The sequence below is a fragment of the Nitratireductor sp. GZWM139 genome (assembly GCF_030068685.1).
Taxonomy (GTDB): Bacteria; Pseudomonadota; Alphaproteobacteria; order Rhizobiales; family Rhizobiaceae; genus Nitratireductor; species Nitratireductor aquimarinus.
Map to the genome: position 1 here is coordinate 34,161 of NZ_JAMQML010000013.1, position 25,650 is coordinate 59,810.

Annotated in this window: 20 protein-coding genes and 1 tRNA gene; 17 read left to right on the forward strand and 4 right to left on the reverse strand. The window is 61.9% G+C overall.

The genetic code is table 11. The features are described from left to right. The first annotated feature begins 40 nt into the window (after positions 1-40). The 6 genes from queA (at position 41) to NDI72_RS15875 (ending at position 6,361) form a co-directional block, all read left to right on the forward strand. On the forward strand, positions 41-1,117 hold the full coding sequence (gene queA / locus NDI72_RS15850; RefSeq protein ID WP_206545239.1) for a tRNA preQ1(34) S-adenosylmethionine ribosyltransferase-isomerase QueA: 1,077 nt from the start codon (positions 41-43) through the stop codon (positions 1,115-1,117). Then, positions 1,114-2,244 (forward strand): tRNA guanosine(34) transglycosylase Tgt, encoded by a 1,131-nt coding sequence (gene tgt, locus NDI72_RS15855; RefSeq protein WP_283800921.1) that lies wholly within the window; start codon positions 1,114-1,116, stop codon positions 2,242-2,244. Before queA ends, tgt begins: the two co-directional genes overlap by 4 nt. 162 nt (positions 2,245-2,406) lie before the next feature. After that, the gene (locus NDI72_RS15860) at positions 2,407-3,816 is read left to right on the forward strand and encodes a circularly permuted type 2 ATP-grasp protein (RefSeq protein WP_206545241.1); all 1,410 of its coding nucleotides are present in this window, start codon (positions 2,407-2,409) and stop codon (positions 3,814-3,816) included. A gap of 35 nt (positions 3,817-3,851) precedes the next feature. Then, positions 3,852-4,793 (forward strand): alpha-E domain-containing protein, encoded by a 942-nt coding sequence (locus NDI72_RS15865; protein WP_206552522.1) that lies wholly within the window; start codon positions 3,852-3,854, stop codon positions 4,791-4,793. 10 nt (positions 4,794-4,803) lie between these two features. Further along, positions 4,804-5,598 carry a transglutaminase family protein gene (locus NDI72_RS15870; protein WP_206545243.1) on the forward strand — a complete coding sequence of 265 codons (795 nt, stop codon included), beginning with the start codon at positions 4,804-4,806 and terminating at the stop codon, positions 5,596-5,598. A 34-nt stretch (positions 5,599-5,632) separates the two neighbouring features. Then, entirely contained in the window at positions 5,633-6,361 is a 729-nt protein-coding gene (locus NDI72_RS15875) for a proteasome-type protease (RefSeq protein WP_206545244.1), read from the forward strand. 22 nt (positions 6,362-6,383) lie between these two features. Here the strand turns inward: NDI72_RS15875 and NDI72_RS15880 are convergent, their stop codons facing one another. Continuing rightward, complete coding sequence (locus NDI72_RS15880; RefSeq protein WP_113155250.1) at positions 6,384-6,797, reverse strand: DUF4864 domain-containing protein; 414 nt, start codon at positions 6,795-6,797, stop codon at positions 6,384-6,386. A gap of 194 nt (positions 6,798-6,991) precedes the next feature. Between NDI72_RS15880 and NDI72_RS15885 the strand changes: the two genes are divergently transcribed. From NDI72_RS15885 to NDI72_RS15925, 9 genes are all read left to right on the forward strand, one after another. Beyond that, complete coding sequence (locus NDI72_RS15885; RefSeq protein ID WP_206545245.1) at positions 6,992-7,765, forward strand: DeoR/GlpR family DNA-binding transcription regulator; 774 nt, start codon at positions 6,992-6,994, stop codon at positions 7,763-7,765. Between the two features lie 98 nt (positions 7,766-7,863). Continuing rightward, a complete protein-coding gene (gene glpD / locus NDI72_RS15890; RefSeq protein ID WP_283800922.1) occupies positions 7,864-9,399 on the forward strand; it encodes a glycerol-3-phosphate dehydrogenase in 1,536 nt (511 codons plus the stop codon). Positions 9,400-9,563: 164 nt separating this feature from the next. After that, positions 9,564-11,060, forward strand: coding sequence for a glycerol kinase GlpK (gene glpK / locus NDI72_RS15895; RefSeq protein ID WP_283800923.1), 1,497 nt, complete (start codon positions 9,564-9,566; stop codon positions 11,058-11,060). 131 nt (positions 11,061-11,191) lie between these two features. After that, a tRNA-Lys gene (locus tag NDI72_RS15900) sits at positions 11,192-11,267 on the forward strand. Between the two features lie 139 nt (positions 11,268-11,406). Beyond that, positions 11,407-11,631, forward strand: coding sequence for a hypothetical protein (locus NDI72_RS15905; RefSeq protein WP_283800924.1), 225 nt, complete (start codon positions 11,407-11,409; stop codon positions 11,629-11,631). Between the two features lie 295 nt (positions 11,632-11,926). Continuing rightward, a complete protein-coding gene (locus NDI72_RS15910) occupies positions 11,927-12,685 on the forward strand; it encodes a cytochrome c biogenesis CcdA family protein (RefSeq protein ID WP_283800925.1) in 759 nt (252 codons plus the stop codon). 73 nt (positions 12,686-12,758) lie between these two features. Then, positions 12,759-14,114 (forward strand): bifunctional UDP-N-acetylglucosamine diphosphorylase/glucosamine-1-phosphate N-acetyltransferase GlmU, encoded by a 1,356-nt coding sequence (glmU, locus tag NDI72_RS15915; protein WP_283800926.1) that lies wholly within the window; start codon positions 12,759-12,761, stop codon positions 14,112-14,114. 139 nt (positions 14,115-14,253) lie between these two features. Then, positions 14,254-16,077: a glutamine--fructose-6-phosphate transaminase (isomerizing) gene (glmS, locus tag NDI72_RS15920; protein WP_283800927.1), complete on the forward strand. Its 1,824-nt coding sequence runs from the start codon at positions 14,254-14,256 to the stop codon at positions 16,075-16,077. A 121-nt stretch (positions 16,078-16,198) separates the two neighbouring features. Further along, complete coding sequence (locus NDI72_RS15925) at positions 16,199-16,903, forward strand: DUF502 domain-containing protein (RefSeq protein WP_206545500.1); 705 nt, start codon at positions 16,199-16,201, stop codon at positions 16,901-16,903. Here NDI72_RS15925 and recG read toward each other — a convergent pair. Continuing rightward, positions 16,855-18,963, reverse strand: a complete 2,109-nt coding sequence (gene recG / locus NDI72_RS15930) for an ATP-dependent DNA helicase RecG (protein ID WP_283800928.1) — start codon at positions 18,961-18,963, stop codon at positions 16,855-16,857. The two genes, NDI72_RS15925 and recG, sit on opposite strands and share 49 nt — an antisense overlap. 131 nt (positions 18,964-19,094) lie before the next feature. On the opposite strand from recG, the gene NDI72_RS15935 reads away from it, so the two are divergent. Continuing rightward, positions 19,095-19,373, forward strand: coding sequence for an FAD assembly factor SdhE (locus NDI72_RS15935; protein WP_113156306.1), 279 nt, complete (start codon positions 19,095-19,097; stop codon positions 19,371-19,373). Between the two features lie 12 nt (positions 19,374-19,385). Then, positions 19,386-22,889: a transcription-repair coupling factor gene (gene mfd / locus NDI72_RS15940; RefSeq protein WP_283800929.1), complete on the forward strand. Its 3,504-nt coding sequence runs from the start codon at positions 19,386-19,388 to the stop codon at positions 22,887-22,889. Between the two features lie 35 nt (positions 22,890-22,924). Here the strand turns inward: mfd and NDI72_RS15945 are convergent, their stop codons facing one another. Further along, positions 22,925-23,608: a DsbA family oxidoreductase gene (locus tag NDI72_RS15945; RefSeq protein ID WP_390906465.1), complete on the reverse strand. Its 684-nt coding sequence runs from the start codon at positions 23,606-23,608 to the stop codon at positions 22,925-22,927. A gap of 10 nt (positions 23,609-23,618) precedes the next feature. Next, entirely contained in the window at positions 23,619-25,451 is a 1,833-nt protein-coding gene (locus tag NDI72_RS15950) for an extracellular solute-binding protein (protein WP_206547531.1), read from the reverse strand. Positions 25,452-25,650 lie beyond the last annotated feature (199 nt).

The following is a 25,650-nucleotide window of genomic DNA, read 5'->3' on the forward strand; positions in this document are numbered from 1 at the left end:
GCGGCAGTCGCCGCCCGGTCTCTTTCCGGCCTTACCTGCCATGCGCGTAGATATTTTCGATTTCGATCTCCCCGAAGAGCGCATTGCGCTGCGGCCTGTCAGTCCGCGCGATTGCGCGCGCATGCTTCTGGTTCGCGATGACACGCTTGAAGATCGCGTGGTCCGCGACCTGCCGTCGCTGCTTCAGCCCGGCGACGCACTCGTTTTCAACGATACCAAGGTTATTCCGGCCCGGCTTTCCGGCATCCGCCGCCGTGGCGAGGCTCAGGCCCGCATCGAGGCCACGCTGCATATGCGCGAAGGCCCGGACCGCTGGCGCGCCTTCCTGAAACCCGCAAAGCGGGTGAAGCAGGGCGAACGCATCCAGTTCGGCCATGATGGCGAAAGCTGCTTTCTGGGAACGCTGGAAGCAACCGTCGCCGAAAAGGGCGAGGGCGGCGAAGCCCTGCTGGTGTTCGACTTTTCCGGTCCGGTTCTTGATGAGGCGATTGCGGCTGCGGGCCACATGCCCCTGCCGCCCTACATTGCCGGAAAGCGCGCCGAAGATGCGCGCGACGATACCGATTATCAGACGGTCTACGCCCGCGAGGAAGGTGCGGTGGCTGCGCCCACGGCCGGGCTCCACTTCACGCCGGAACTCATGCAGGCGCTGGATGCGGCCGGCATTGAGCGGCACTTCGTGACGCTGCATGTGGGGGCTGGCACCTTTCTGCCCGTGAAGGTCGACGATACGGACGACCACAAGATGCATTTTGAGCGTGGCGAGGTGAGCGCGCAGACCGCTGCCGCGCTGAACGCGGTGCGGGCGCGGGGTGGCAGGATCGTCTCGGTCGGCACCACATCGCTCAGGCTTCTGGAAAGTGCGGCGCAACGAACGGGCGCGCTTGAAGCCTGGTCCGGCGCGACCGACATCTTCATCACGCCCGGCTATCGCTTCCGCACCGTCGATGTGCTGATGACGAATTTTCACCTGCCGCGCTCGACGCTGTTCATGCTGGTTTCGGCCTTCTGCGGCACGGAACGCATGAAGCGCGCCTATGAGCACGCGATCAGCAATGAGTACCGCTTTTATTCTTATGGCGATTCCAGCCTGCTTTTCAGGGATGACCAACCGTGAGTGACCGGTTCACCTTTCGCCTTCTCGCTTCGGACGGAAAGGCCCGCCGTGGCGAGATCACCATGCCGCGCGGCACGATCCGCACACCGGCTTTCATGCCGGTGGGAACGGCGGGCACCGTCAAGGCCATGTATATGGACCAGGTACGCGATCTGGGGGCCGACATCATTCTCGGCAACACCTATCACCTGATGCTTCGGCCGGGTGCGGAGCGCATGGCGCGGCTGGGCGGACTGCACGAATTCGCGCGCTGGCCCTATCCGATCCTCACGGATTCAGGCGGATTTCAGGTGATGTCGCTGTCGGAACTGCGCAAGATCACCGAGAAAGGCGTCACCTTCCGCTCGCATGTGGACGGCCAGGTGTTCGAGATGCCGCCGGAGCGCTCCATCGAAATTCAGGGGCTGCTCGGATCCGATATCCAGATGCAGCTCGACGAATGCGTTGCGCTGCCGGCGGAAGAAAAAGAGATCGAGCGCGCGATGGAGCTTTCGCTGCGCTGGGCCGAGCGCTGCAAGACCGCCTTTGGCGATCAGCCGGGCAAGGCCATGTTCGGCATCGTGCAGGGCGGCGACAAACCGCATCTGCGCGAGCGTTCCGCCTCAGCACTCGCCGCAATGGACCTGAAGGGCTATGCGGTTGGCGGTCTGGCCGTGGGCGAGCCGCAGGCGGTGATGCTTGAGATGCTGGAAGCCACTTGCCCTGTTCTGCCGGTCGAAAAGCCGCGCTATCTCATGGGCGTCGGCACGCCTGACGACATTCTGAAATCGGTGGCGCGCGGGATAGACATGTTCGACTGCGTGATGCCGACGCGCGCCGGCCGGCACGGCCTTGCCTACACGCGCCGGGGCAAGATTAATCTGAAGAATGCCCGCCATGCGGAAGATCTGCGCCCGCTGGATGAAGAGAGCGATTGCCCGGCAGCCCGTGATTATTCGCGCGCCTATCTGCATCACCTGGTGAAGTCGGGCGAGTCGCTCGCAGGCATGCTTCTGACCTGGAACAACCTCGCCTATTACCAGTCTCTGATGCAGGATATTCGCGACGCCATCGAGGCCGGCCGCTTTGCCGAGCGCGCTGCCGAAATCACCGCTGCCTGGGAAAAAGGCGACCTGCCGCCGCTCTGACCGGCCGCGCCGTGATCGCTGCTCAAGGGGCCAGCGCGGGGCCAGCGCAGTGCCCGGATCATGCGCAGAACGCGCCCAATCCGGGCGCGTTTTCGGTAAGTTATAGAAACGACTTGCTTTTTGGCTGTATCCCCGTTGAAATGCTCGTGAGAGGAGCATTTCTTGACGCCATTCGACGAGATGCGCCTGGGGGGCCAGGCACGAGATCCCTACGAAGATTATCAGCGCTGGTTCGACCGGCAGGATCCCAAACGCCTCAAGAAGAAGGCCGACGACGCGGAGCGCGTGTTTCGCAGAACGGGCATCACCTTCGCGGTCTATGGCGAGCAGGAAGCGGCTGAACGTCTCATTCCCTTCGACATCGTTCCGCGCATCATTTCCGGCAAGGAGTGGCGCAGGCTCGTTCAGGGCATCGAGCAGCGGGTACAGGCGCTCAACGCCTTTCTGGACGACATCTATCACCGGCAGGAAATCCTGCGGGCAGGGCGCATTCCCAGGGAGATCATTTCCAACAATGAGGCCTTCCTGCCCGAGATGATCGGCGTGCGGCCGCCGGGTGGCGTCTACACGCACATCACCGGTGTCGATATCGTGCGCACCGGCGAGGATGATTTCTTCGTGCTGGAGGACAATGCGCGCACGCCGTCGGGCGTCTCCTACATGCTGGAGAACCGCGAAACGATGATGCAGCTCTTTCCGGAGCTGTTTCAGCAGGTGAAGGTGCTGCCGGTGGAGCATTACCCCCGGCTCCTGCGCCAGTCGCTCAATGCGGTGAAGCCGCAGAACTGCGAAGGCGCGCCGACGGTTGCCGTTCTCACGCCGGGCAGCTTCAACTCCGCCTATTTCGAACACGCTTTTCTGGCCGACCAGATGGGCGTGGAGCTGGTCGAAGGGCCGGATCTGCGGGTGGTGGACGGGCACGTCGCCATGCGCACCACACAGGGCTACAAGCGTATCGACGTCCTCTATCGGCGCATCGATGACGACTATCTCGACCCGCTGACCTTCCGGTCCGATTCCGTGCTGGGCGTGCCGGGCATCATGGATGTCTACCGCGCCGGCAACATCACCATCGCCAACGCGCCCGGAACCGGCATTTCCGATGACAAGGCGATCTATTCCTACATGCCGGAAATCGTCGAGTTCTACACGGGCAGCAAGGCCATCCTGCCCAATGTGCCCACCTGGCGCTGCTCGGAGCCCGACAGTCTTGCCTATGTGCTCGACCATCTGGACGAACTGGTGGTGAAGGAGGTGCACGGCTCGGGCGGTTACGGCATGCTTGTGGGTCCCGCTGCCTCGAAGAAGGAGCTTTCGGCCTTCGCCGCAAAGCTCAGGGCCCGGCCGAAGAACTATATCGCACAACCGACGCTTTCGCTTTCCACCTGCCCGATCATGACCGGCAAGGGGCTGGCGCCTCGGCATGTCGATCTGCGCCCCTTCGTTCTGGTCTCCGACCGCATCCGCATCGTGCCGGGCGGGCTGACACGGGTGGCGCTCAAGAAGGGATCTCTGGTGGTGAATTCCTCACAGGGCGGCGGCACCAAGGACACATGGGTGCTCGATGATTAAGGGCTGCGCGATGAGTGGAAGGAGCAAGGGCTGACATGCTTTTGGGGCGCTCTGCGAACGGTCTCTACTGGATGGCGCGCTATATCGAGCGGGCGGAGAACATGGCGCGTCTGGCCGACACGGGGCTCCGGCTGGCGCTGACCCAGAGCAATGCCGCCTCCGATGAATGGGCCTCGGTTCTCACCAGTGCCGGCGTGCGCGATCTGTTCGAAGAGACGAACGACAATTTCGATACGGCGACGGTGACGAACTTCCTGCTCCGCGACACGGACAATCCCTCCAGCGTCCTCTCCTCCATCGACACAGCGCGCATGAACGCGCGGATGGTGCGCACGGCGTTGACGCGCGAGACCTGGGAAAGCGTCAACGAAGCATGGATGGCGCTTCATCGCATGCTCAGGCACCGCGTGGACGAACCCGATCTGCCGGCCGTTCTTGATGCGGTGAAACGGGAAACGGCGCTTATTCGCGGGGCGTTTCAGGGCACCATGCTGCGCAACGAGGTTTTCGACTTCGCGCAGATCGGCACGCTGATCGAGCGGGCCGACAACACGGCGCGCATTCTCGACGTGAAATACTACGTTCTCCTGCCTTCGGCCGCCTGGGTTGGCTCATCGCTCGACAACAGCCAGTGGCAGACCATTCTGCGCTCGGTTTCGGCGCTGCGGTCCTATCGCTGGACCTATGATGGCGATTTCAATCCATCGAAGATCGCCGATTTTCTGATCCTCAATCGACGCATGCCGCGCTCGCTGGCCTTTTCCTATCGCGGCATCTGCGATTCCCTCGATTATCTGGCCGACGAGTATGGAGAGCGCCAGCCCTGCCACGAACTCGCGCATGCCCGCCTGACCCGGCTGAAATCAGCCGACATTGCGGATGTCTTCGATGACGGGCTGCACGAGTTTCTGAGCGACTTCATCCGTGACAATGCGGCGCTGGGCAACCAGATCGCGGCAGACTTCCGCTTTTATTGAGGAGGGTCGCATGCGCCTCAGGATCACGCATCATTCAGAATATCGCTACGACGCCCCGCTCGCCTACGCGCTGCAGCGTCTCCGCCTTGTTCCCCGCAGTGGCCCGACGCAGGAGGTGATCGAATGGTCGCTTCGAACCGATGGCGCAGCGCAGGAAGTGCAGTTCATCGACGGGTTTGGAAACGACACGCGCCTTATCAGCATTGATGGCGAACCCCATACGATCGTGATCGAGGCTTCGGGCATCGTGGAGACCCGTGACACCGCCGGCGTGACCGGCCGGCATCAGGGGCTCGCGCCGCTCTGGCTGTTTCAGCAGGAAACCACGCTTTGCAGCGCGGGTGACGGCATATCCGCGCTGGCAAAGCGAGCAGAAGGCGAAACGGACGTCGAGCGCCTGCACAGCCTGATGGCGCTGGTGCGCGATCAGGTGGCCTACCGGATCGGAACAACGGATGCGGGAACGCCTGCCGAAGAGGCGCTCACAAATGGCGAGGGCGTGTGTCAGGATCACACGCATATCTTTCTCACGGCGGCGCGCCTGATGGGCTTTCCCGCGCGCTATGTGAGCGGCTATCTGCGCATGGACGATACGGACGAACAGGCGGCGAGCCATGCCTGGGCGGAGGCGCATCTCGACGGACTGGGCTGGGTCGCATTCGACTGCTCCAACGGGATATCGGCTGACGACCGCTATGTGCGTGTGGCGACCGGCCGCGATTACCGCGACGCCATGCCGATTATGGGGATCAGGATCGGCCAGGCGCAGGAAGAGCTTGCGGTTCAGATCACCGTCGAGCAGTAATCTATCCAGACGAAACTGAAGAGGCACAGTCCGCATGACCTATTGCGTCGGGCTGAAAACCCATGAGGGGCTGGTGTTCATGTCCGATACGCGGACGAATGCCGGCGTCGACAACATCTCCGTTTTCCGCAAGATGCATTGCTGGCAGAAAGAGGACGAGCGGGTTCTGGTTCTTTTATCGGCGGGTAATCTGGCGACCACGCAGGCTGTTGTCAGCCTGCTGGAAGAGCGGACCAAGGCCCCCGACGAGCGCACGCCATCCATGCTCGAGACGCCGTCCATGTATCAGGCCGCACGCCTGGTCGGCGACACGGTGAAGGAGGTCATTCGCCAGTCCGCGCCAGCGGGTCAGAGCGCTGACGCTTTCGGAGCCTCGTTCATTCTGGGTGGACAGATCCGCGGGATGGAGCCGCGTCTGTTCATGATCTACCCGGAAGGCAATTTCATCGAGGCGAGCGCGGATACGCCGTTCTTCCAGATCGGCGAGACAAAATACGGCAAGCCCATTCTGGTGCGCGCATTCGATCCCGCAATGAGTTTTGAGGAGACGGTGAAGCTGCTTCTCGTCTCCTTCGATTCCACGCTTCGCTCCAACCTGTCGGTCGCGCCGCCCATAGACCTTCTCTATTACGAACAGGACAGTTTCCGCATCGGATATGAGAAGCGCATTGAGGCGGAAGATCCTTATATGCGCACGATTTCAGAGGGTTGGTCGCAAGCGCTGAAGTCTGCGTTCAAGAGCCTTCCCGACTTCACGCGCTGAACGAACCTGACCATGAGCCGGATCAGATCGCGAGCGACGCCGCTTCCCTGAGGCTCACGCCGGTGATGCGGAACGTGCCGTCTGCCTGTCGCTTCAGCGTGTAGACTGCTTCGTAGTTCCTGCCATTCGGTGCAGTTGTCAGAACACGCTGCATGATGGTTTCGCCGGAAAGCTCCACAGCCTTGTCGAATGCAAGACTGCGCGGGCGGTAGACAGGCTGATAGCCCTGCCTGACCATCGCCATGAAGCGCTCCAGTGTCGGGAACATGCGCTTGATGTTGGGGGCGGCATAGGAATAGGCGCGGGCGTCGTCGCCGGCGATGAACGCCTCGATCTGCCCCTTGATGGATGATTGCGCCGCGCGGATTTCTGCCTCACCTGCAAAAGCGAAAACGGGTGTCAGGCAGATAAGGATGGTCAGTAACAGTCGTTGCATGATCGCTCCTCCACTTGAACGGCGGCCACTTGAACGGCGGTACACAATCACGGCTCTTTTCAAAGGCAGCCGCGCCGCCTGTCTTTCAGCTACGTAAGAAAATAGGGGATGGTTTCGTTCTTGCCAGCTTAGGGGTGCGCTTGCTCAATGTTCGTTTTTAGTTTTAAATACCGAAAACGAACATTGGAGTGGGCATGAACAACACTTTTCTGACACCGCGACTTTCCGAGATACTCGATCTGGCGAAGGAGCAGGGCCGCGTTCTTGTCGACGATCTGGCTGCCCATTTCGATGTCACGCCGCAGACCATTCGCCGGGATTTGAATGAACTCTGCGAAAAACGTTTCCTGACCCGCATCCATGGCGGCGCACTGATACCGTCCGGCATCGAGAACATGGAATATGAGGCACGGCGCAAGATTGCGGCCGATGAGAAGCGCGCCATCGGCCAGGCCGCCGCCCGTCTGATCCCCGACAAGGCGTCGCTCTTCGTGAATATCGGCACGACGACCGAGGCCGTCAGTGATGCACTTCTGGATCATGAGGGGCTTCTGGTCATCACGAACAATATCAATGTTGCCAACAGGATGCGGGTTTATCCTACCCTGGAGGTTATCATCGCTGGCGGTGTTGTGCGCGGATCAGATGGCGGTGTTGTCGGTGAAGCCGCGGTGGACTTCATCCGTCAGTTCAAGGTCGATTATGCGGTGATCGGCGTTTCTTCCATCGATCAGGATGGCGCGTTGTGCGACTTCGATTTTCGCGAAGTGAAAGTGGCGCAGGCGATCATCGCCAATGCCCGTCATGTGATCCTGGTTTCGGATTCCACCAAGTTCGAGCGTAGCGCGCCGGTGCGCATCGGGCATTTGTCTCAGGTGCATACCTTCATCACCGACCGCTGCGCCGCACCTTCCATGCGCGCGCTCTGCAAGGAAGCAGGTGTGCAATTGATCGAGACCGGTGTGTAACCGGAGTTTCATTTTCGTTTGACATTCGTTATGCTTTCAAAATAATTCCTTTTTGAATTGGCAATTGCTGATTACCCAGAGTTTTGAAGGAGAAGAACGTGTCCACTTCCCAAACCGATCCGTCCGCGATCTACGACGTTTTCGTTGTTGGCGGCGGGATCAATGGTTGCGGGATCGCGCGCGACGCCGTCGGGCGGGGCTATTCCGTCTTTCTGGCGGAGATGAACGATCTGGCCAGCGGCACGTCTTCCGGTTCCACCAAGCTCATTCATGGCGGTCTGCGCTATCTCGAGCATTATGAGTTCCGCCTCGTGCGCGAGGCGCTCATGGAGCGCGAAGTGCTTTGGCGCAACGCGCCGCACATCATCTGGCCGATGCGCTTCGTCCTGCCCGTGCACAAGGGGTTGCGTCCGGCTTGGCTCGTGCGGCTCGGGCTCTGGCTCTACGACCATATTGGCGGCCGCAAGCTTCTGCCCAAGACCGCGACACTGGACATGCGCACCGATCCGGCGGGAAAGCCGCTCAAGGCCGATTACCGCCGCGCATTTGAATATTCGGACTGTTGGGTGAATGATGCCCGCTTTGTCGTGCTCAATGCGCGCGACGCGGCTGATCGCGGCGCCGAGGTGCGGGTGCGCACCAAAGTCATGCGCGCCGAAGACGAGAACGGCGTCTGGAAGGTGCAGATCGAGGATCTGCGGACCGGTGAGCAGGAGACCGTGCGTGCGCGCTATCTGGTGAACGCCGCCGGCCCCTGGGTGGATCACATCATCTCCGGCGTTCTTCGCCAGAACGATGTTCACAATGTGCGTCTGGTCAAGGGCAGCCACATCGTCACGAAGAAGAAGTTCGACGATCCGCGCGCCTACTTCTTCCAGAACGCTGATGGGCGGATCATCTTCGCCATTCCCTATGAGGAAGACTTCACCCTCATCGGCACCACCGATCAGGACTATGATGGCGATCCGAAGGATGTCGCCATCAGCGATCAGGAAACCGATTATCTGTGCGCCTGCGCCAGCGAGTATTTCGCCGAACCCGTCACCCGTGACGATATCGTCTGGTCTTATTCCGGCGTGCGACCGCTCTATGATGACGGCGCGTCCAAGGCGCAGGAAGCAACCCGCGACTATGTGCTGAAGGACGAGGCCGGCAAGGCCGGCGCTCCGATGCTTCACGTGTTCGGCGGCAAGATCACGACCTATCGCAAGCTCGCCGAATCTGCGCTGCAGAAGATCTCTGACACGATTGGCGCAAAGGGACGTCCGTGGACGCATGCCGAAGCGCTGCCGGGTGGCGAGTTCCCTGCCGACGGATATGACGCGCAGGTGGACAGGCTCGTGGCGGACTATCCGTTCCTTGAGCGCGGCCATGCCGCACGCCTCGTCAGGCTTTACGGTCTGCGCGCCTGGAACATGCTTGGCAAGGCAGAATCGACGGAAGATCTGGGCCGGCATTTCGGTCACGATCTCTATGAGGCCGAACTGCGCTATCTGGTCGAGCATGAATGGGCGGTCAGCGGTGAGGATGTGCTCTGGCGGCGCACCAAGCGCGGCCTGCACATTTCTGCAGAAGAAGCAGCGGCCGTCGACGGTTTTATGCAGACGCTTTGCGAAGCGCAGAAGGCCGGCTGAACCGAATTGCCAGCGCGCCGATGAATTGCGCCAGCTGGACAGGAGCCAGACCTTGACGGATCAAGGCGCGGTCGTGTCTGGATGAGGATGGCCTGCGCCAGTTTTGATGCGCCGGTTTCAAGTCGTCAGTTGCAAGGCGCACGACAGTTACACCCGGAGGAACCATGAGCGGCTACATACTGGCAATCGACCAGGGAACCACATCCAGCAGGTCGATCGTTTTCGACAGGGCCATGAAAGCCGTGGCGACCGGGCAGAAGGAATTCCCTCAGCACTTCCCGAAATCAGGCTGGGTGGAGCATGATCCCGAAGACATCTGGGACAGTGTCGTCTCCACCGTGCATGATGCGCTGGAAGAAGCGGCGCTGACTGCCGGCGACATCGCCGCAATCGGCATCACCAATCAGCGCGAAACCATCGTGGTCTGGGAGCGCGACACGGGTAAACCGATCCACCGGGCCATTGTCTGGCAGGACCGCCGCACCGCGCCGCTGTGCGAAACGCTGAAAAAGAAGGGGCTGGAAGAGACCTTCACGGCCAAGACAGGGCTTCTGCTCGATCCTTATTTCTCCGGGACCAAGCTTTCCTGGATCCTCGATCATGTGGAAGGCGCGCGGGAGCGGGCGCGGAACGGTGAATTGCTCGCCGGCACCATCGACACGTTCCTGATCTGGCGGCTGACCGGGGGCAGGGCGCATGTAACCGACGCCACCAACGCTTCACGCACGCTTCTGTTCAACATCGAGACCAATCGCTGGGACGACGAACTGCTCGAAATCCTCGATGTGCCGAAAGCGCTTCTGCCGGAGGTGAAGGACAGCGCCGATGATTTCGGCGTGACGGAGCAATCGCTTTTCGGTGCCGAAATCCCGATACTCGGCGTTGCCGGCGATCAGCAGGCAGCCGTGATCGGTCAGGCCTGTTTCGAGCCCGGCATGCTCAAGGCCACCTATGGCACCGGCTGCTTCGCGGTCCTCAACACCGGCGAGACGATGGTGGCCTCGAAGAACCGTCTTCTGACGACCATTGCCTATCGGCTGAACGGCAAGACCACCTATGCGCTGGAAGGCTCGATCTTCGTGGCCGGTGCGGCGGTTCAGTGGCTGCGCGATGGTTTGAAGGTGATCGATCAGGCAGCCGATTCGGGCGCACTTGCCGCCGAGGCCGATCCAACCCAGAACCTCTACCTCGTGCCCGCCTTTGTGGGGCTGGGGGCTCCCTATTGGGATGCCGAAGCGCGCGGCGCGATCTATGGCCTCACGCGCAATTCCGGTCCGGCGGAATTCGCCAGGGCAACGCTCGAATCGGTGGCCTATCAGACGCGCGATCTTCTCGACGCCATGCGCAAGGACTGGCAGGACGACAGCGCCGAACACACGGTTCTGCGCGTGGACGGGGGCATGGTCGCCAGCGACTGGACGCTGCAATGCATCGCCGACATGCTGGATGCGCCGGTGGACCGGCCGACCCAGCTTGAGACGACGGCGCTCGGGGCCGCCTGGCTTGCCGGATCGCGGGCCGGGGTCTGGCCCGATTCTGAGGCCTTCGCCAAAGGATGGGAGCTCGACCGGCAGTTTCAGCCCAAAATGGCCGAATCCGAACGCGCGGAGAAGCTGAAAGGCTGGCGCGATGCGGTGCGGCGCACGCTGAGCACCACCTGAAACCCTTGCAGACAGGGCGGTTTCGGGCCCGGCGAAAAAAGTCGGGAGATAGACGCTTTTTTCCGGTTGACCATGGATAAGCGTCTATCTATGTTCCGCCCACTTTCCGGGGTTCGCCAGAACCCGCACGGGAGCGCGTAGCTCAGTTGGTAGAGCAACTGACTTTTAATCAGTAGGTCCAGGGTTCGAGCCCCTGCGCGCTCACCACCATTCTCCAACAGATCAAAATTCTTCTTCGGGCAAGTTTCTGCCCTTGCCGCATGTTCGTTTGGGCGTCGACGCGCTTGATTGTCTGCGGCTTCCTGCCACGATCGGGCAATCGGATTGACTGCTCGGGAGTGAGGGCATGCATATTCGCAAGCAGATATTGAACCGCGATGGCGAGATTGTGCACAATGAGACGTTGAAGCAGACCGCCCAGACCCGTGAAGCTGCAATTGCCATGATCACGCAATGGCAGCAGGGTTTTCCGGTGCACGGTTACAACGACATAGATGACTATTGGTGGGGCCGTCAGGCCGAAGGCGCATTTGGCCTGAACAGGTGGTTTATCGAAGGAGCGTCATATTGAGTGGTCCCCTTGCGAGAGGATGGCCACAGGCAGCATTGCAATCGACAAGGTTTGACGGTTTCCCACAACCGCCCTTTTCATCAGCAGATCCAGGCGTTGAACGCTGAACGCTCATGACCATGCTTCGCAACATCAACACGCGTCTTCGGTGCATCGCTGCCGCATTTTCTTTCCGCATGGGGCGACCCTATGCCACGGAAAGGTGATTGGCCTCATCCACCGCGCCTGCCTATATGGGCTCCATTGTTTTTGCGCGCGCATGAGCGTGCTGTCATTGTTGTATTGAGATTGAAGCATGGCGATTGATGTCGGATATTTGAGTGCGGCCGGTGCGGGAGCGCTGTCGTTTTTATCTCCCTGCGTTCTGCCGCTTGTGCCGCCTTATCTCTGCTACATGGCCGGCGTTTCCGTTGAGCAGTTTCAGGGCGAGGCCGGAGGCAAGCCGGCAGGAAGCTCCGGTGGCGCAACGCGCTTTGCACTCTTCACCGCTTCGCTTTCCTTCGTGCTCGGCTTCACCACCGTGTTCGTGATGCTCGGCGCGGGCGCTTCGACCATCGGCGCCGTCCTGCGCGCCTGGCAGCAGGAACTTGCCATAGCCGCCGGCATTGTCATCATCATCATGGGTCTCAACTTTCTGGGTCTGGTGCGCATTCCCTTTCTGTCGCGCGAGGCGCGTTTTCAGTCCGGCGGAAAGCCCGCCACGAGGCTTGGCGCATATATCATGGGGCTGGCCTTCGCCTTTGGGTGGACGCCCTGCATCGGGCCGGTTCTGGGGCCGATCCTCACACTGGCCGGCGGACGCGAGACGGTTGGCGATGGCGCACTGCTTCTTGCCGTCTATTCGCTCGGCCTTGGCGTCCCCTTTCTTCTCGCCGCACTGTTTTCGGGCAGTTTCATGCGCTTCCTGTCGCGTTTCCGCATGCATCTCGGCCGCGTCGAGAAGGTCATGGGCGCGCTTCTCGTTCTTGCCGGCGTGCTCTTCCTGACGGGCGGTATGCAGTCCATGGCCTTCTGGCTGCTCGAAACCTTCCCGGCGCTGGGTAAACTCGGCTAACCCTCCATTGGTGCCGCGCTGACGGGATGCTAAGAGAAAGCGAATCGTCAGAAGCAGAACGGGTTTCCAGTCCATGAGCGAACGCACCTGCCTTTCCGTCATTCTCGCAGCCGGCGAGGGGACGCGGATGAAGAGCGCCACACCGAAGGTGCTGCACAAGATTGCCGGGCTGGAGATGCTCGGTCACGTGACCCGGGCGCTGGACGCCGCTGGTGCCGGCGACAAGGCGCTGGTCGTGGGCCATGGCGCGGAAGCCGTGTCGCGTGCTGCTGAAGGCTTTGCGCCGGGCGCGGAAACCTTCATTCAGGCAGAGCGGCTCGGCACCGGCCACGCGGTTCTGGCGGCCCGCGCGGCCATTGCCCGCGGTTATGACGATGTTCTGGTCACATTCGGCGATACGCCGCTCATCTCACTCGACGCGCTTGCCGCGCTGCGCGCAGGGCTTGCCGCCGGCGCGGATGTGGTCGTGATGGGTTTCCGTACCGAGCGCCCCACCGGCTATGGCCGCTTGATCGCGGACGGCGATGCGCTTGTCGCCATCCGTGAGGAAAAGGACTGTTCCGACGAAGAGCGCAGGATCACCTTCTGCAATGGCGGCGCGATGGCGATTGCTGGCAACAGCGCGCTTGAGCTGCTCGACGCCATCGGCAATGACAACGCCAAGGGCGAATATTATCTGACGGATGTCGTGGAGATTGCCGCCGGTCGCGGCCTGACCGTGCGCGCCATCGAGGCCGATTACGAGAGCGCGCTTGGCATCAACAACCGCGCCGAACTGGCCGGTGCAGAGGCCATCTGGCAGAACCGCCGCCGGCGCGCTGTCATGCTCGACGGCGTGACGATGATCGACCCGCAGACCGTTTATTTCTCCCATGACACGGTGATTGGCCGCGACACGGTGATCGAGCCCAACGTGTTCTTCGGTCCGGGCGTGACGGTCGGCGAGAATGTAACGATCAGGGCCAGCTCGCATCTGGAAGAAGCGCGTGTCGATGAAGGCGCATCCGTTGGTCCGTTCGCACGGCTGCGGCCGGGGGCGGAGATTATGGAAGGCGCGAAGATCGGCAATTTCGTCGAGATCAAGAAGACGCGCGTCGAGCCGGGTGCGAAGGTTCCGCATCTCTCCTATGTGGGCGATGCGCGTGTCGGTGCGAAGGCCAATCTGGGCGCCGGCACCATCACCTGCAATTATGATGGCTTCTCCAAGCATTTTACCGATATTGAGCCGGGCGCTTTCATTGGCACCAACTCGGCGCTCGTCGCGCCGCTCACCATTGGCGCGGGCGCCTATGTGGCCTCCGGCAGCGTGATCACGGAATCGGTGCCTGCCGATGCACTGGCTTTCGGGCGTGCCCGCCAGTCCAATCGCGCCGGGCTCGGAAAGCGCCTGCGCGACCGTCTGGCAGCGATCAAGGCGCGGCGTGGATAAGCCTGACATGCGGGCGTCGCAGACCCAGATTAGGCTTGATACGAATTGAAAGACTTGTTGATTTTCATCCAGTTCCCGGGCGTTCTAAAACGCCTGCGTGAATCGGGGTTTTAGGTTTGGTGGGAGGCTGAGAAGCCATATGTGTGGAATTGTAGGCATTGTCGGGCAGACGCCGGTTGCGCCGCTCATCGTCGACGCTCTTAAGCGGCTCGAATATCGCGGCTATGACTCTGCGGGCGTTGCGACGCTCGACCACGGTCAGCTCGACCGCCGCCGCGCCGAGGGCAAGCTGGTCAATCTGGAAAAGCGCCTCGGCGAAGAGCCGCTCGGCGGCATGATCGGCATCGGCCACACGCGCTGGGCCACGCATGGCGTTCCCAATGAGGCCAATGCGCACCCGCATTTTGCCGAGGATGTGGCTGTCGTTCACAATGGCATCATCGAGAACTTTGCCGAGCTGCGCGAGGAACTGAAGCGCGACGGCTTCGTCTTCGCTTCGCAGACCGACACCGAGGTGGTCGCCCATCTCGTGGCGCGCGAAGTAAAAAACGGCGCATCGCCGAAGGATGCGGCCTTTGCTGCGCTCAAGCGTCTGCGCGGTGCATTCGCGCTCGCCATCATGTTCCGCGGCGATGAAGACCTGATCGTTGGTGCGCGCAATGGTCCGCCGCTTGCCGTTGGCCATGGCGAGGGCGAGATGTATCTCGGCTCTGACGCCATCGCTCTTGCGCCCTTCACCAACGCCATCACCTATCTGGAGGATGGCGACTGGGTGGTGCTGCGCCGCAACGGGATGGAGATCTTCGACATGGCCGGCCAGCCGGTCGAGCGTGCCCGCCAGCAGTCGGTCGGCACCAGCCTTCTGGTCGACAAGGGCAACCACCGGCACTTCATGGAAAAGGAAATCCATGAACAGCCGGAAGTCATCTCCCACACGCTTGCCAACTACCTGAACTTTGCCGACGGTACGGTTGCCGATTTCGATCTGCCGTTCGATTTCGCAAAGATCGAGCGTCTGGCAATCTCGGCCTGCGGCACCGCCTATCTGGCCGGTCTCATCGGGAAATACTGGCTCGAGCGTTATGCCCGCCTGCCGGTCGATATCGATATCGCCTCGGAGTTCCGCTACCGCGAGATGCCGCTGCCGAAGAACAGCGCCGCCCTGTTCATCTCACAGTCCGGAGAGACCGCCGACACTCTGGCGTCGCTGCGCTATTGCCGTGAAGAGGGCATCCCGATCTCGGCAATCGTCAATGTGCGCGAATCGACCATCGCCCGCGAGAGCGACGGCATCTTCCCGACACTGGCCGGGCCCGAGATCGGCGTTGCCTCGACCAAGGCCTTCACCTGCCAGTTGAGCGTGCTTGCAGCGCTGACGCTGAAGGCCGCCAAGGCGCGCGGAACGATTTCGCCGGAGGAGGAACAGGCGCTGGTGCGTGAGCTTTCCGAAGCACCGCGTTACGCGTCTCAGGCGCTCAAGCTCAGCGCCAGCATCGAGAAGGTCGCGCGCGAGCTCTCCCATGTGCGCCACGTGCTTTATCTCGGCCGCGACACGAACTATCCGCTGGCTCTGGAAGGCGCGCTGAAGCTCAAGGAGATTTCCTACATTCACGCCGAAGGCTATGCCGCCGGTGAGCTGAAGCATGGTCCCATCGCACTGATCGATGAGCAGATGCCGGTGATCGTGATCGCGCCGCATGACCGCATTTTCGAGAAGACGGTCTCGAACATGCAGGAAGTCGCCGCGCGCGGTGGCCGCATCGTTCTGATTACGGATGAGAAGGGCGCACAGAACGCCACGCTCGAAACGCTCGAGACCATCGTTCTGCCGGATGTTCCCGAGTTCGTCGCGCCGATCATCTATGCACTGCCGATCCAGATGCTGGCCTATCACACGGCAGTCATCATGGGCACGGATGTCGATCAGCCGCGAAATCTGGCGAAGTCGGTTACCGTAGAATAACGAAAGGAGGGCTGTCATACGGCGGCCCTAATTTCTATTCTAATGTTCAGCTTGGTGGCGTAGTGTCCACCGGGCTGCTTCCCGTTAATTCGCCACTCTTGAGGCCCGTTCCCACATCATGATGACTCGCCTGCGCAACTATTTTCTTACGGGTTTCATTGTCACTGCGCCGCTCGCAATCACGGCCTATCTGGCCTGGTCGATGATCGGATGGGTGGATTCATGGGTCAAACCCTACATTCCCTTCCGCTACAATCCCGACAATTACCTGCCATTCGCCCTTCCGGGCTTCGGTCTGATCGTGGCGCTTGTCGTGATCACGCTGATCGGTTTCCTGACAGCGAATTTCATCGGTCGCACCATCGTCAACACCGGTGAAAACATTCTCGGTCGCATGCCGCTGGTGCGCAGCGTCTATCGCGGTCTGAAACAGATCCTCGAAACGGTTCTTTCCGAGCGCTCGGACACGTTCAAGAAGGTCGGTCTGATCGAATATCCGCGCAAGGGGCTCTGGGCGCTCGTCTTCGTTGCCACAGAGACGCGCGGCGAGGTGCAGGCAAAGGTGGATGACGATGCAGGCCAGACCATCGCCGTGTTCCTGCCGACAACGCCGAACCCGACTTCCGGCTACCTGCTGTTCGTCCCGAAGCAGGATGTGATCGAGCTCAAGATGACTGTGGAAGAGGGCGCAAAGCTCGTTATCTCCGCCGGTCTGGTTGCGCCTGAATATCAGCAGCAGACGGCAGCGCTGGCCGCCGAGGCGATGAACGAAGACAGTCAGCCGGCGCGCAAGAGCCGCACCGCCTCATCCCGACCGAACAAATAAAGAAGCAGCCTCAGCGCTTCACCGCGCGGGGTCTGTAGCTCGGGGTCGCGCGACAGGATAAGCCGCGCATCGTCACGCGCGGCCTGTAGCAGGTCCACATGCGCCTCGATGCGGGCCACCCGGAAACCGGGTGTGCCCGACTGTTTGGTGCCGAGAAGGTCACCTTCGCCACGCAGTTTCAGGTCTTCCTCGGCGATGACGAAGCCGTCTTCGGTTTCGCGCATCACTTCCAGCCGCCGGGTGGCGGTCTGGCCGAGCGGGCCTTTGTAGACGAGCACACAGGACGAGGCGAGGGCGCCGCGCCCCACGCGTCCGCGAAGCTGGTGCAGCTGCGCCAGACCGAAGCGCTCGGCATGTTCGATCACGATAATCGTGGCGTCGGGCACATCGACGCCCACTTCCACCACTGTGGTGCCAACCAGAATGCGCGTTTCGCCTGCCTTGAAGGCGCGCATAGCCTCGTCTTTCTCGGCAGCCTTCATGCGACCGTGAATGAGGCCGACCGCGTTGCCGAAGACCTTTTGCAGCGAAGCATGCCGGTCCTCCGCCGACATCAACGGCAGTTCCTCCGATTCATCGACAAGCGGGCAGATCCAGTAAACCTTCTGGCCTTCGTCCAGCGCCTTGCGCAGCCGGTCGACCAGTTGCGGCAGGCGCTCCACCGGCAGCGTCACCGTACGGATGGGCTGGCGTCCCGCCGGTTTCTCGGTCAGGCGCGAAACATCCATGTCGCCGAATGCCGAAAGCACCAGCGTGCGCGGAATGGGCGTCGCCGTCATGACCAGCATGTCGGGCGCATTGCCCTTGGCGGTCATGGCGAGCCTCTGGTGCACGCCGAAACGATGCTGCTCGTCCACCACGGCCAGCGCCAGATCCCTGAACTGCACGCTTTCCTGAAAGAGCGCATGCGTGCCGATCACGAAGTCGACCGCGCCCGATGCGATATCATCAAGAATGCGCTGGCGCTCCTTGCCCTTTTCCCGGCCCGTCAGAACGGCAACGGAGAGGCCTGCCGCCTGCGCCAGCGGCGTGATCGTCGCGGCATGCTGCCGGGCGAGGATTTCCGTCGGAGCCATGAGGGATGACTGTCCGCCGGCTTCGGCGGCGCGCGCCATGGCAAGCAGTGCAACAACGGTCTTGCCCGCACCCACATCGCCCTGAAGCAGCCGCACCATGCGCTCTGTGCTGCCCAGATCCGCTTGAATGTCCTTGACGGCCTCCTCCTGCGCGCCCGTGAGCGTATAGGGAAGCGCCGCACGGATCTTGCGCTCAAGGCGTCCATCGCCCGTCAGCGGCCGGCCGGAAAGGCGCTTCACCTTCGCCCGCACAAGCGCCAGGGAGAGCTGCCCTGCCAGAAATTCGTCATAGGCGATGCGCCGCCAGAACGGGCTTTCCGGCTGCACGTCTTCGGGCGTCTGCGGATCGTGAAGCCGCTTCAGTGCGTCTGCGAAGGGCGGCATCCCGTTGCGCGACAGGAATGCGGCATCCTGCCATTCGGGCATGTCTGGAAGGCGTTCAAGCGACTGGCCGATGGTGCGCCGAAGCACCTTTGCCGAAAGGCCGGCCGTCAGCGGATAGACCGGTTCGAGCGCCGGCAGCGTGTGCGCTTCGGAAAGCGGTACGATGAAATCCGGGTGCACCATCGATGCGCGCCCGTTGAACCATTCCATCCGGCCACTCACCAGAACCTTCTCGCCCTCCGGCAGGATCTTTTCGATCCATGGCGCGCGGGCATGGAAGAAGGTCAGCGTGATCTCGCCCGTGTCATCGAACGCGAAGACCCGGTAGGGCACGTGCCTGCGCCCCTGCGGCGAAGGATGATGGCGGCCCACTGTCACTTCAAGCGTGACGATCGCGCCCTCGGGCGCATTGGCGATGCCCGGCCGGTTGCGCCGGTCGATCAGCGAGTGCGGCAGAACAAAGATCAGGTCGCCGACGCGCAGCTCACGGCCAGCGGCGTCGCCCGGCACGATATTGGCCAGAAGATCGGCAACCTTGGTCCCGACGCCATCGAGCGTCGTGACAGGGGCGAACAGGGGATCAAGAAGTGAAGGGCGCATGGTGTCATGATTAAAGCCCAAATTCGGCGACGCAAGGCTGACAGACGCTCATGCACACGCTATATCCGCCCGGGCGACCGACCGCCGCAGACCATGCCGCAGACCATGCCGCAGACCATGAAGGCCAGACCATGACAGGCACCACCCGTTCCAGCCACGATCTCGACCCCCGCCGCCGCCGCGCCCTGGTGCGCTCCTGGCGTCGCGGAACGCGCGAGATGGATCTCGTTCTCGGCGGTTTCGCCGATGCGGAAATCGACCGTCTCAGCGATCAGGAAATGGACGAGCTGGAAACCATTCTGGACGTGCCGGACACCCGGCTTTTCAAATGGGTGACGGGCGAAACGCCGGTGCCGTCGGAGTATGACACACCACTCTGGAGGCGCATTCTCGCCTCGCGGAGCCGCTGAGGCACGACGCTGATGAGCCTGATGACTGCTTTGAAACTGCCGCGCGAGGGCATTGGCGCGGTAACGGTGGACGGTGTTGCCGACGGCTTTGAAGCCTTCGCACTGGCAACGGTCGCGCGTGAGATCGCCCCGAATGGGCCGGTGATCTTCGTTCTGCGCGATGGCCAGCGTCTGCCAGCACTCATCGACACGCTGCGCTTTGCCGATCCGGGCCTGCCCGTGCTCGACCTGCCGGCCTGGGACTGTTTGCCCTATGACCGCGTGTCGCCGGGCGGCGATGCGGCTGCGCGCCGGCTTGCAGCCATGAACGCCATGGCGGATCTGCGCAAGAACCCGCACCGCGCCATTGTCATCGTCAGCGCGAACGCGCTCTTGCAGCGCATGCCGCCGGCAGATCAGATCGGCGCGCAGGGCTTTTTCGCCAAACCCGGCAACCAGGTGGACATGACCGCGCTCACGGGCCGGCTTGAGACCAGCGGTTTCGAGCGCGTTTCCACCGTGCGCGACGTGGGCGAGTATGCGGTGCGCGGCGGCATTCTGGACCTTTTCGCGCCCGGCTGGGACGAAGCGCTGCGGCTCGATTTCTTCGGCGACACGCTGGAATCGATCCGCTCCTTCGATGTCGCCACACAGCGCACCACCGGCCAGCGCACCGAAGTCGCGCTTCAGGCGATGAGCGAGATCACGCTGACGCCGGAGGTTATCAGCCGGTTTCGCCGCAATTACATCGAGATGTTCGGCGCCCCATCGCGTGACGATGCGCTTTATGCCGCCGTCAGCGAGGGCCGGCGTTTTGCCGGCATGGAGCACTGGCTGCCGCTTTTTCACGAACGCCTCGAAAGCGCGCTGGATTATCTGCCCGATGCGCCCGTTATCTTCGACCATCTGGCCGAGGAAGCGCTTGGCGAACGTCATGCGCTGATCGTCGATCACTATGAGGCGCGGCGCGAGCAGATGGCGGGCAACGAGCTTGGCGGCGCGGTTCCCTACAAGCCGGTCAAGCCCGACACGATCTATCTCGATCCGAAGGAAGTGACTGCGGCAGGCGCCGAGCGCCGCGTGGTCCACTTCACGCCCTTCGCCACGCCCGAAACCAGCAAGTCGCGCCTCTATCACGCCGGTTCCGAAGCGGGCCGCAACTTTGCCGAAGAACGCGCCGACCCCAACGCCAACGTTTTCGACCATGCCGTGAAGCACATTGGCGACCTGCGCTCCAGGGGCAAGCGGGTGCTGATTGCCGGCTGGAGCGAGGGCTCCGCCGAGCGGCTTTCGCAGATCCTTGCCGAGCACAATCTGGGCAATGTGGCGCGCGTCGACACGCTGGCCGAACTTGAGAAGCTGGAAGAGCGGCAGGCCGGCATCGGCATTCTGCCGCTGGAATCCGGCTTCGAGACGGCGTCGCTGGCCGTCATCGGCGAGCAGGACATTCTGGGCGACCGCCTCGTCCGTCGCGCAAAGAAGCGCAAGAAAGCCTCTGATTTCATTTCAGAAGTCGCGGCACTCTCCGCTGGTGATATCGTCGTTCATGCCGATCACGGCATTGGCCGCTTCATCGGGCTCAAGACCATCGAGGCGATGGGCGCGCCGCACGACTGTCTCGAACTGCGCTATTCCGGCGATGACCGGCTCTTCCTGCCGGTCGAGAACATCGAGCTTCTGTCCCGCTACGGCTCCGACGGCCCGGACACGATGCTCGACAAGCTGGGCGGTGTGGCCTGGCAGTCGCGCAAGGCGAAGCTCAAGAAGAAGCTTCTGGAGATGGCCGGCCACCTGATCCGCATTGCCGCCGAGCGCGAAATGCAGAAGGGCATCAGGCTCTCCCCGCCGGACGGTCTCTATGGCGAGTTCGCCGCGCGTTTCCCCTATGAGGAAACCGACGACCAGCAGAACGCCATCGACGCCGTGCTGGACGATCTCGGGTCCGGTCGCCCCATGGACCGGCTGATCTGTGGCGATGTGGGGTTCGGCAAGACCGAGGTGGCGCTGCGCGCCGCCTTCATCGCAGCGATGGAAGGTCTTCAGGTGGCGGTGGTGGTGCCCACCACGCTGCTTGCGCGCCAGCACTTCAAGACATTCCGCGAGCGCTTTGCCGGACTGCCATTACGGGTTCGCCAGGCCTCGCGCCTCGTTGGCTCCAAGGAGCTGGCCGAGACCAAGAAGGGCCTGACCGACGGCACGGTCGACATCGTGGTCGGCACCCATGCGCTTCTCGGCAATTCCATAAAATTCAAGAATCTCGGCCTGCTGATCATCGACGAAGAGCAGCATTTTGGCGTGAAGCACAAGGAACGGCTCAAGGAACTGAAGTCGGACGTCCATGTGCTGACGCTTTCGGCAACGCCCATTCCGCGCACGTTGCAGCTGGCGCTGACGGGCGTGCGCGAGCTTTCGCTCATCACCACCGCGCCGGTGGATCGCATGGCCGTGCGCAGCTTCATCTCGCCGGTCGATCCGCTGGTGATCCGCGAAACCCTGTTGCGCGAACGCTATCGCGGCGGACAGAGCTTCTATGTCGTGCCGCGCGTTTCCGATCTCGCCGAAGTGCGTGAATTCCTCAACGAGCATGTGCCGGAATTGAAGGTCGCCACGGCTCACGGCCAGCTTCCGCCTGGCGAACTCGATGACATCATGAACGCCTTCTATGACGGTCAGTATGATGTGCTTCTTGCGACCACCATCGTCGAATCCGGTCTCGACATTCCGACGGCAAACACGCTGATCGTGCACCGTGCCGACATGTTCGGTCTTGCCCAGCTTTACCAGATCCGTGGCCGCGTCGGGCGCTCCAAGGTGCGCGCCTATGCGCTCTTCACCCTGCCGCCCAACCGCACGCTGACAAAAACCGCCGAGCGCCGCCTAAAGGTGCTTCAGTCGCTCGATACGCTGGGCGCGGGCTTCCAGCTTGCAAGCCACGATCTCGACATTCGCGGCGCGGGCAACATTCTGGGTGAGGAACAGTCCGGCCATATCAAGGAAGTTGGTTACGAGCTTTATCAGCAGATGCTGGAAGAGGCGGTTGCCGAGCTGAAGGGGGCCGAAGACGCCGCCGATACCGGCTGGTCGCCGCAGATCACGGTCGGCACGGCCGTCATGATCCCGGAAAACTATGTGCCGGATCTGCAATTGCGGCTTGGTCTCTACCGCCGCATTGCCGATCTGGAGACTCCGCAGGAAATCGACGCCTTTGGCGCGGAGCTTATCGACCGTTTCGGCCCGCTGCCGCAGGAGGTGGAGCACCTGTTGAAGATCGTCTTCATCAAGGCGCTTTGCCGCCGGGCCAATGTCGAGAAACTCGATGCCGGCCCCAAGGGCGCGGTTGTGCATCTGCGCAATCAGCAGTTTGCCGAGCCGGCTTCTCTGGTGCGCTTTATCGGCGAGCAGGGCTCGCTTGCGAAGATCCGCCCGGACCACAGCATCGTGTTCATTCGCGACTGGCCAACGCCGCAGAAGCGCCTGGCAGGCGCTGCCGTTATCATGACCCAGCTCGTGCGGCTGATCGAGGCGAAGGCGGCCTGATTTCTCAGGCTTGGGGTTGAAGGCGGCCTGATTTCTCAGGCCTGGCTGCTGTCGAGCGCGCCTTCCGCCTTGGCCTGCGCCACCTGGCGGATGGCGTCCGCCAGCGTGTCGGCCTCCTGTGCGCCCATCACCGCATAGCGTCCTTCGAGAAGGAAGCAGGGCACCCCGGTGACGCCCATCTGCTGCGCGGTGGCAATTTCCTGCTCGACCTCGGCCCGGTCGGCATCGGTTGCAAGCAGGGTCTCGACAACGGCCGCATCCATGCCTGCGTCCCGCGCAGCCTGAATGAGAACCGCAGCATCGCCGATATTCGCGCCTTCTTCGAAATAGAGCGCAAAGAGCCGGCCGACGAGTTGGTCCTGAACGCCGGGCTCAGCCGTCGCCGCCCAGCGGATCACGCGATGGGCGTTCAGCGTGTTGGGCGAGGTCCGGATCGCATCAAAAGCGAAATCGATCCCTTCCGCACGCCCGAGCTCATCGATCTGTGCATGCATCTGGCGAATGCGTTCCTCGTCGCCGAATTTGTCCATCAGATAGGTCTGACGGTCCTTGCCCTCGGGCGGAATGGTCGGGTCGAGCTGGAACGGACGCCAGCGCAGTTCCACGGCAATCTCGGGAACCGCCGCCAGCGCTTTCATGAGACGGGCCCGCCCCACATAGCACCAGGGGCACACGACGTCGGAAACAACGTCGATGGTTACGGGGAGGGGGCTCATCATTGTATCTGCCTTATTCTGCATCCGGCTTGTGCCACCACGTCTGCAGCTTGTAGCCGTAAAGCGGTGTTTTTTCCGGGTGGTCGAGGTCACTCCAGTAAGCGACCCATTCGTCATTGTCATGCTGCATCGGCACCACATAGGCGCCCGACATCAAAAGACGGTCCATCGCACGCACGGCAGCCGAATAATCGTCCATGTCACGCGCGTTCAGCATCGCGTCGATCATGGCGTCAATGGCCGGATCGGCCGCGCCCGAAAGGTTGAACGAGCCTTCTGCGTTTGCTGCAGCCGAACCCCAGCGGTTAATCTGCTCGGTGCCCGGCGAAAGCGAGCCGGAGAAGCCCACGGAAGCAATCAGCATGTCAAAGTCATAGCGCTGTTTGCGCTGCTGGGCCTGTGAATCATCCAGAAGCCGGATCGAAACATCGATGCCGATTTTCCGCAGCGCGCGCTGGAACACGGCGGCCAGCTTTTCGCCTTCCTCGGACGTAACCAGAATTTCGAAGGTGAGCGCTTCGCCGTTTTCATTGACCAGCGCATTGCCTTCCAGGCTGTAGCCGGCCTCCTGAAGCATCTTCAGCGCTTCGCGCATCTGGTCGCGGCCGATTGGCTCGCCCGCCATTTCCATCTTGCCGTAGCTGCCGTCCATCACCTCCGGTGTCACCCGGTCGGCATAGGGCTCAAGCAGGGCGCGTTCGCGTTCATCGGCCGGCTTGCCGAGAGCGGAAAGATGCGATCCCTGCCAGTAGCTCAGCGTGCGCTCATACTCGCCGCGCAGCACATTGGTGTTCACCCAGCCGAAATCATAGAGCTTTGACAGCGCGCGGCGCACGCGCGGATCGGCGAATTTCTCGCGCCGCGTGTTGAAGAAGAAACCGCTGACCGCAGGCGGAACGCCATTGGTGAAGGTTTCGCTGACCACCTTGCCCTCGCGGGCCGCCGGAAAATCGATGCCGTGCTGACGACGCACCGGGTCGGATTCGGCATAGACCGAGCAGATGCCCTTCTTGAACGCTTCCACCATGGAGTTCACGTTGAGGAAGTACTCGATGGTGATCTTGTCGTAATTGTCGAAGCCGCGCTTGGAGGGAATGTCCTCGCCCCAGTACTCCTGGTTGCGCGAAAACACGATGCGCCGGCCCGGGTCCACTTCCGAGATGCGGTAAGCGCCGCTGCCCGTTACCGGCTTCAGCGTCGTCTGGTCAAATGTCTCGATGTCGAAGGCGTGCTGCGGGATGATCGGCGTCATGGCGATGATCAGCGGGAATTCGCGGTCGGCCTTCTCGTTGAAGGTGAAGCGTACGCTGTGATCGCCCGTCTTTTCGATCTTCTCGATCTTTGCCGTGCGGCTGGAATAGGGCGGACGGCCTTTCTCCGTGAACGCTTCATAGGTGAAGATCACGTCTTCCGGGGTCACCGGCTTGCCATCCGACCATGTCGCATCCGGGTCGAGATTGAACTCGGCATAGCTGCGCGCCTCGTCCATCACCACGCTTTCGGCAAGCAGGCCATAGAGCGCGAAGGGCTCGTCGGCGCTGCGCATCATCAGCGGCTCGAAAACCAGATTGCCGAAAATCGTGTCGATCACGCCGCGCGCGGTTGTGCGCATGCTTTTGAGGATGAACGGGTTGAGATTGTCGAAGGAACCGACCACGCAATAGGTGACGTCGCCCCCCTTGGGCGCATCGGGATTGGCGTAGGGAAAATGCGTGTAATCGGCAGGCAGTGCAGGCTTGCCGTGCATCGCGATGCCGTGAACCGGCGCATCTTCGGCGAGTGCCGTGCCCGAGGCGAGCATCGTTGCGGAAATGGCGAGAAGGAGAGATTTGGAGCTTGGGAACATCTACGCACCTTGGCCGGATTTATCTGGCGGTTCCATGATTCGTCGGCGAGCGTATCACACACAATGTGGCGAATGCGGCCACCGGGGGCGTTGCCGGACAAAGACGCGTGATCGTGTGATGTTTGCCGCACAGGTCGACAAAGTCCAGCGAAATGGTCCGTTGGGCTGGATTCGCGTTTCACGGCAGTGTAACACGCGC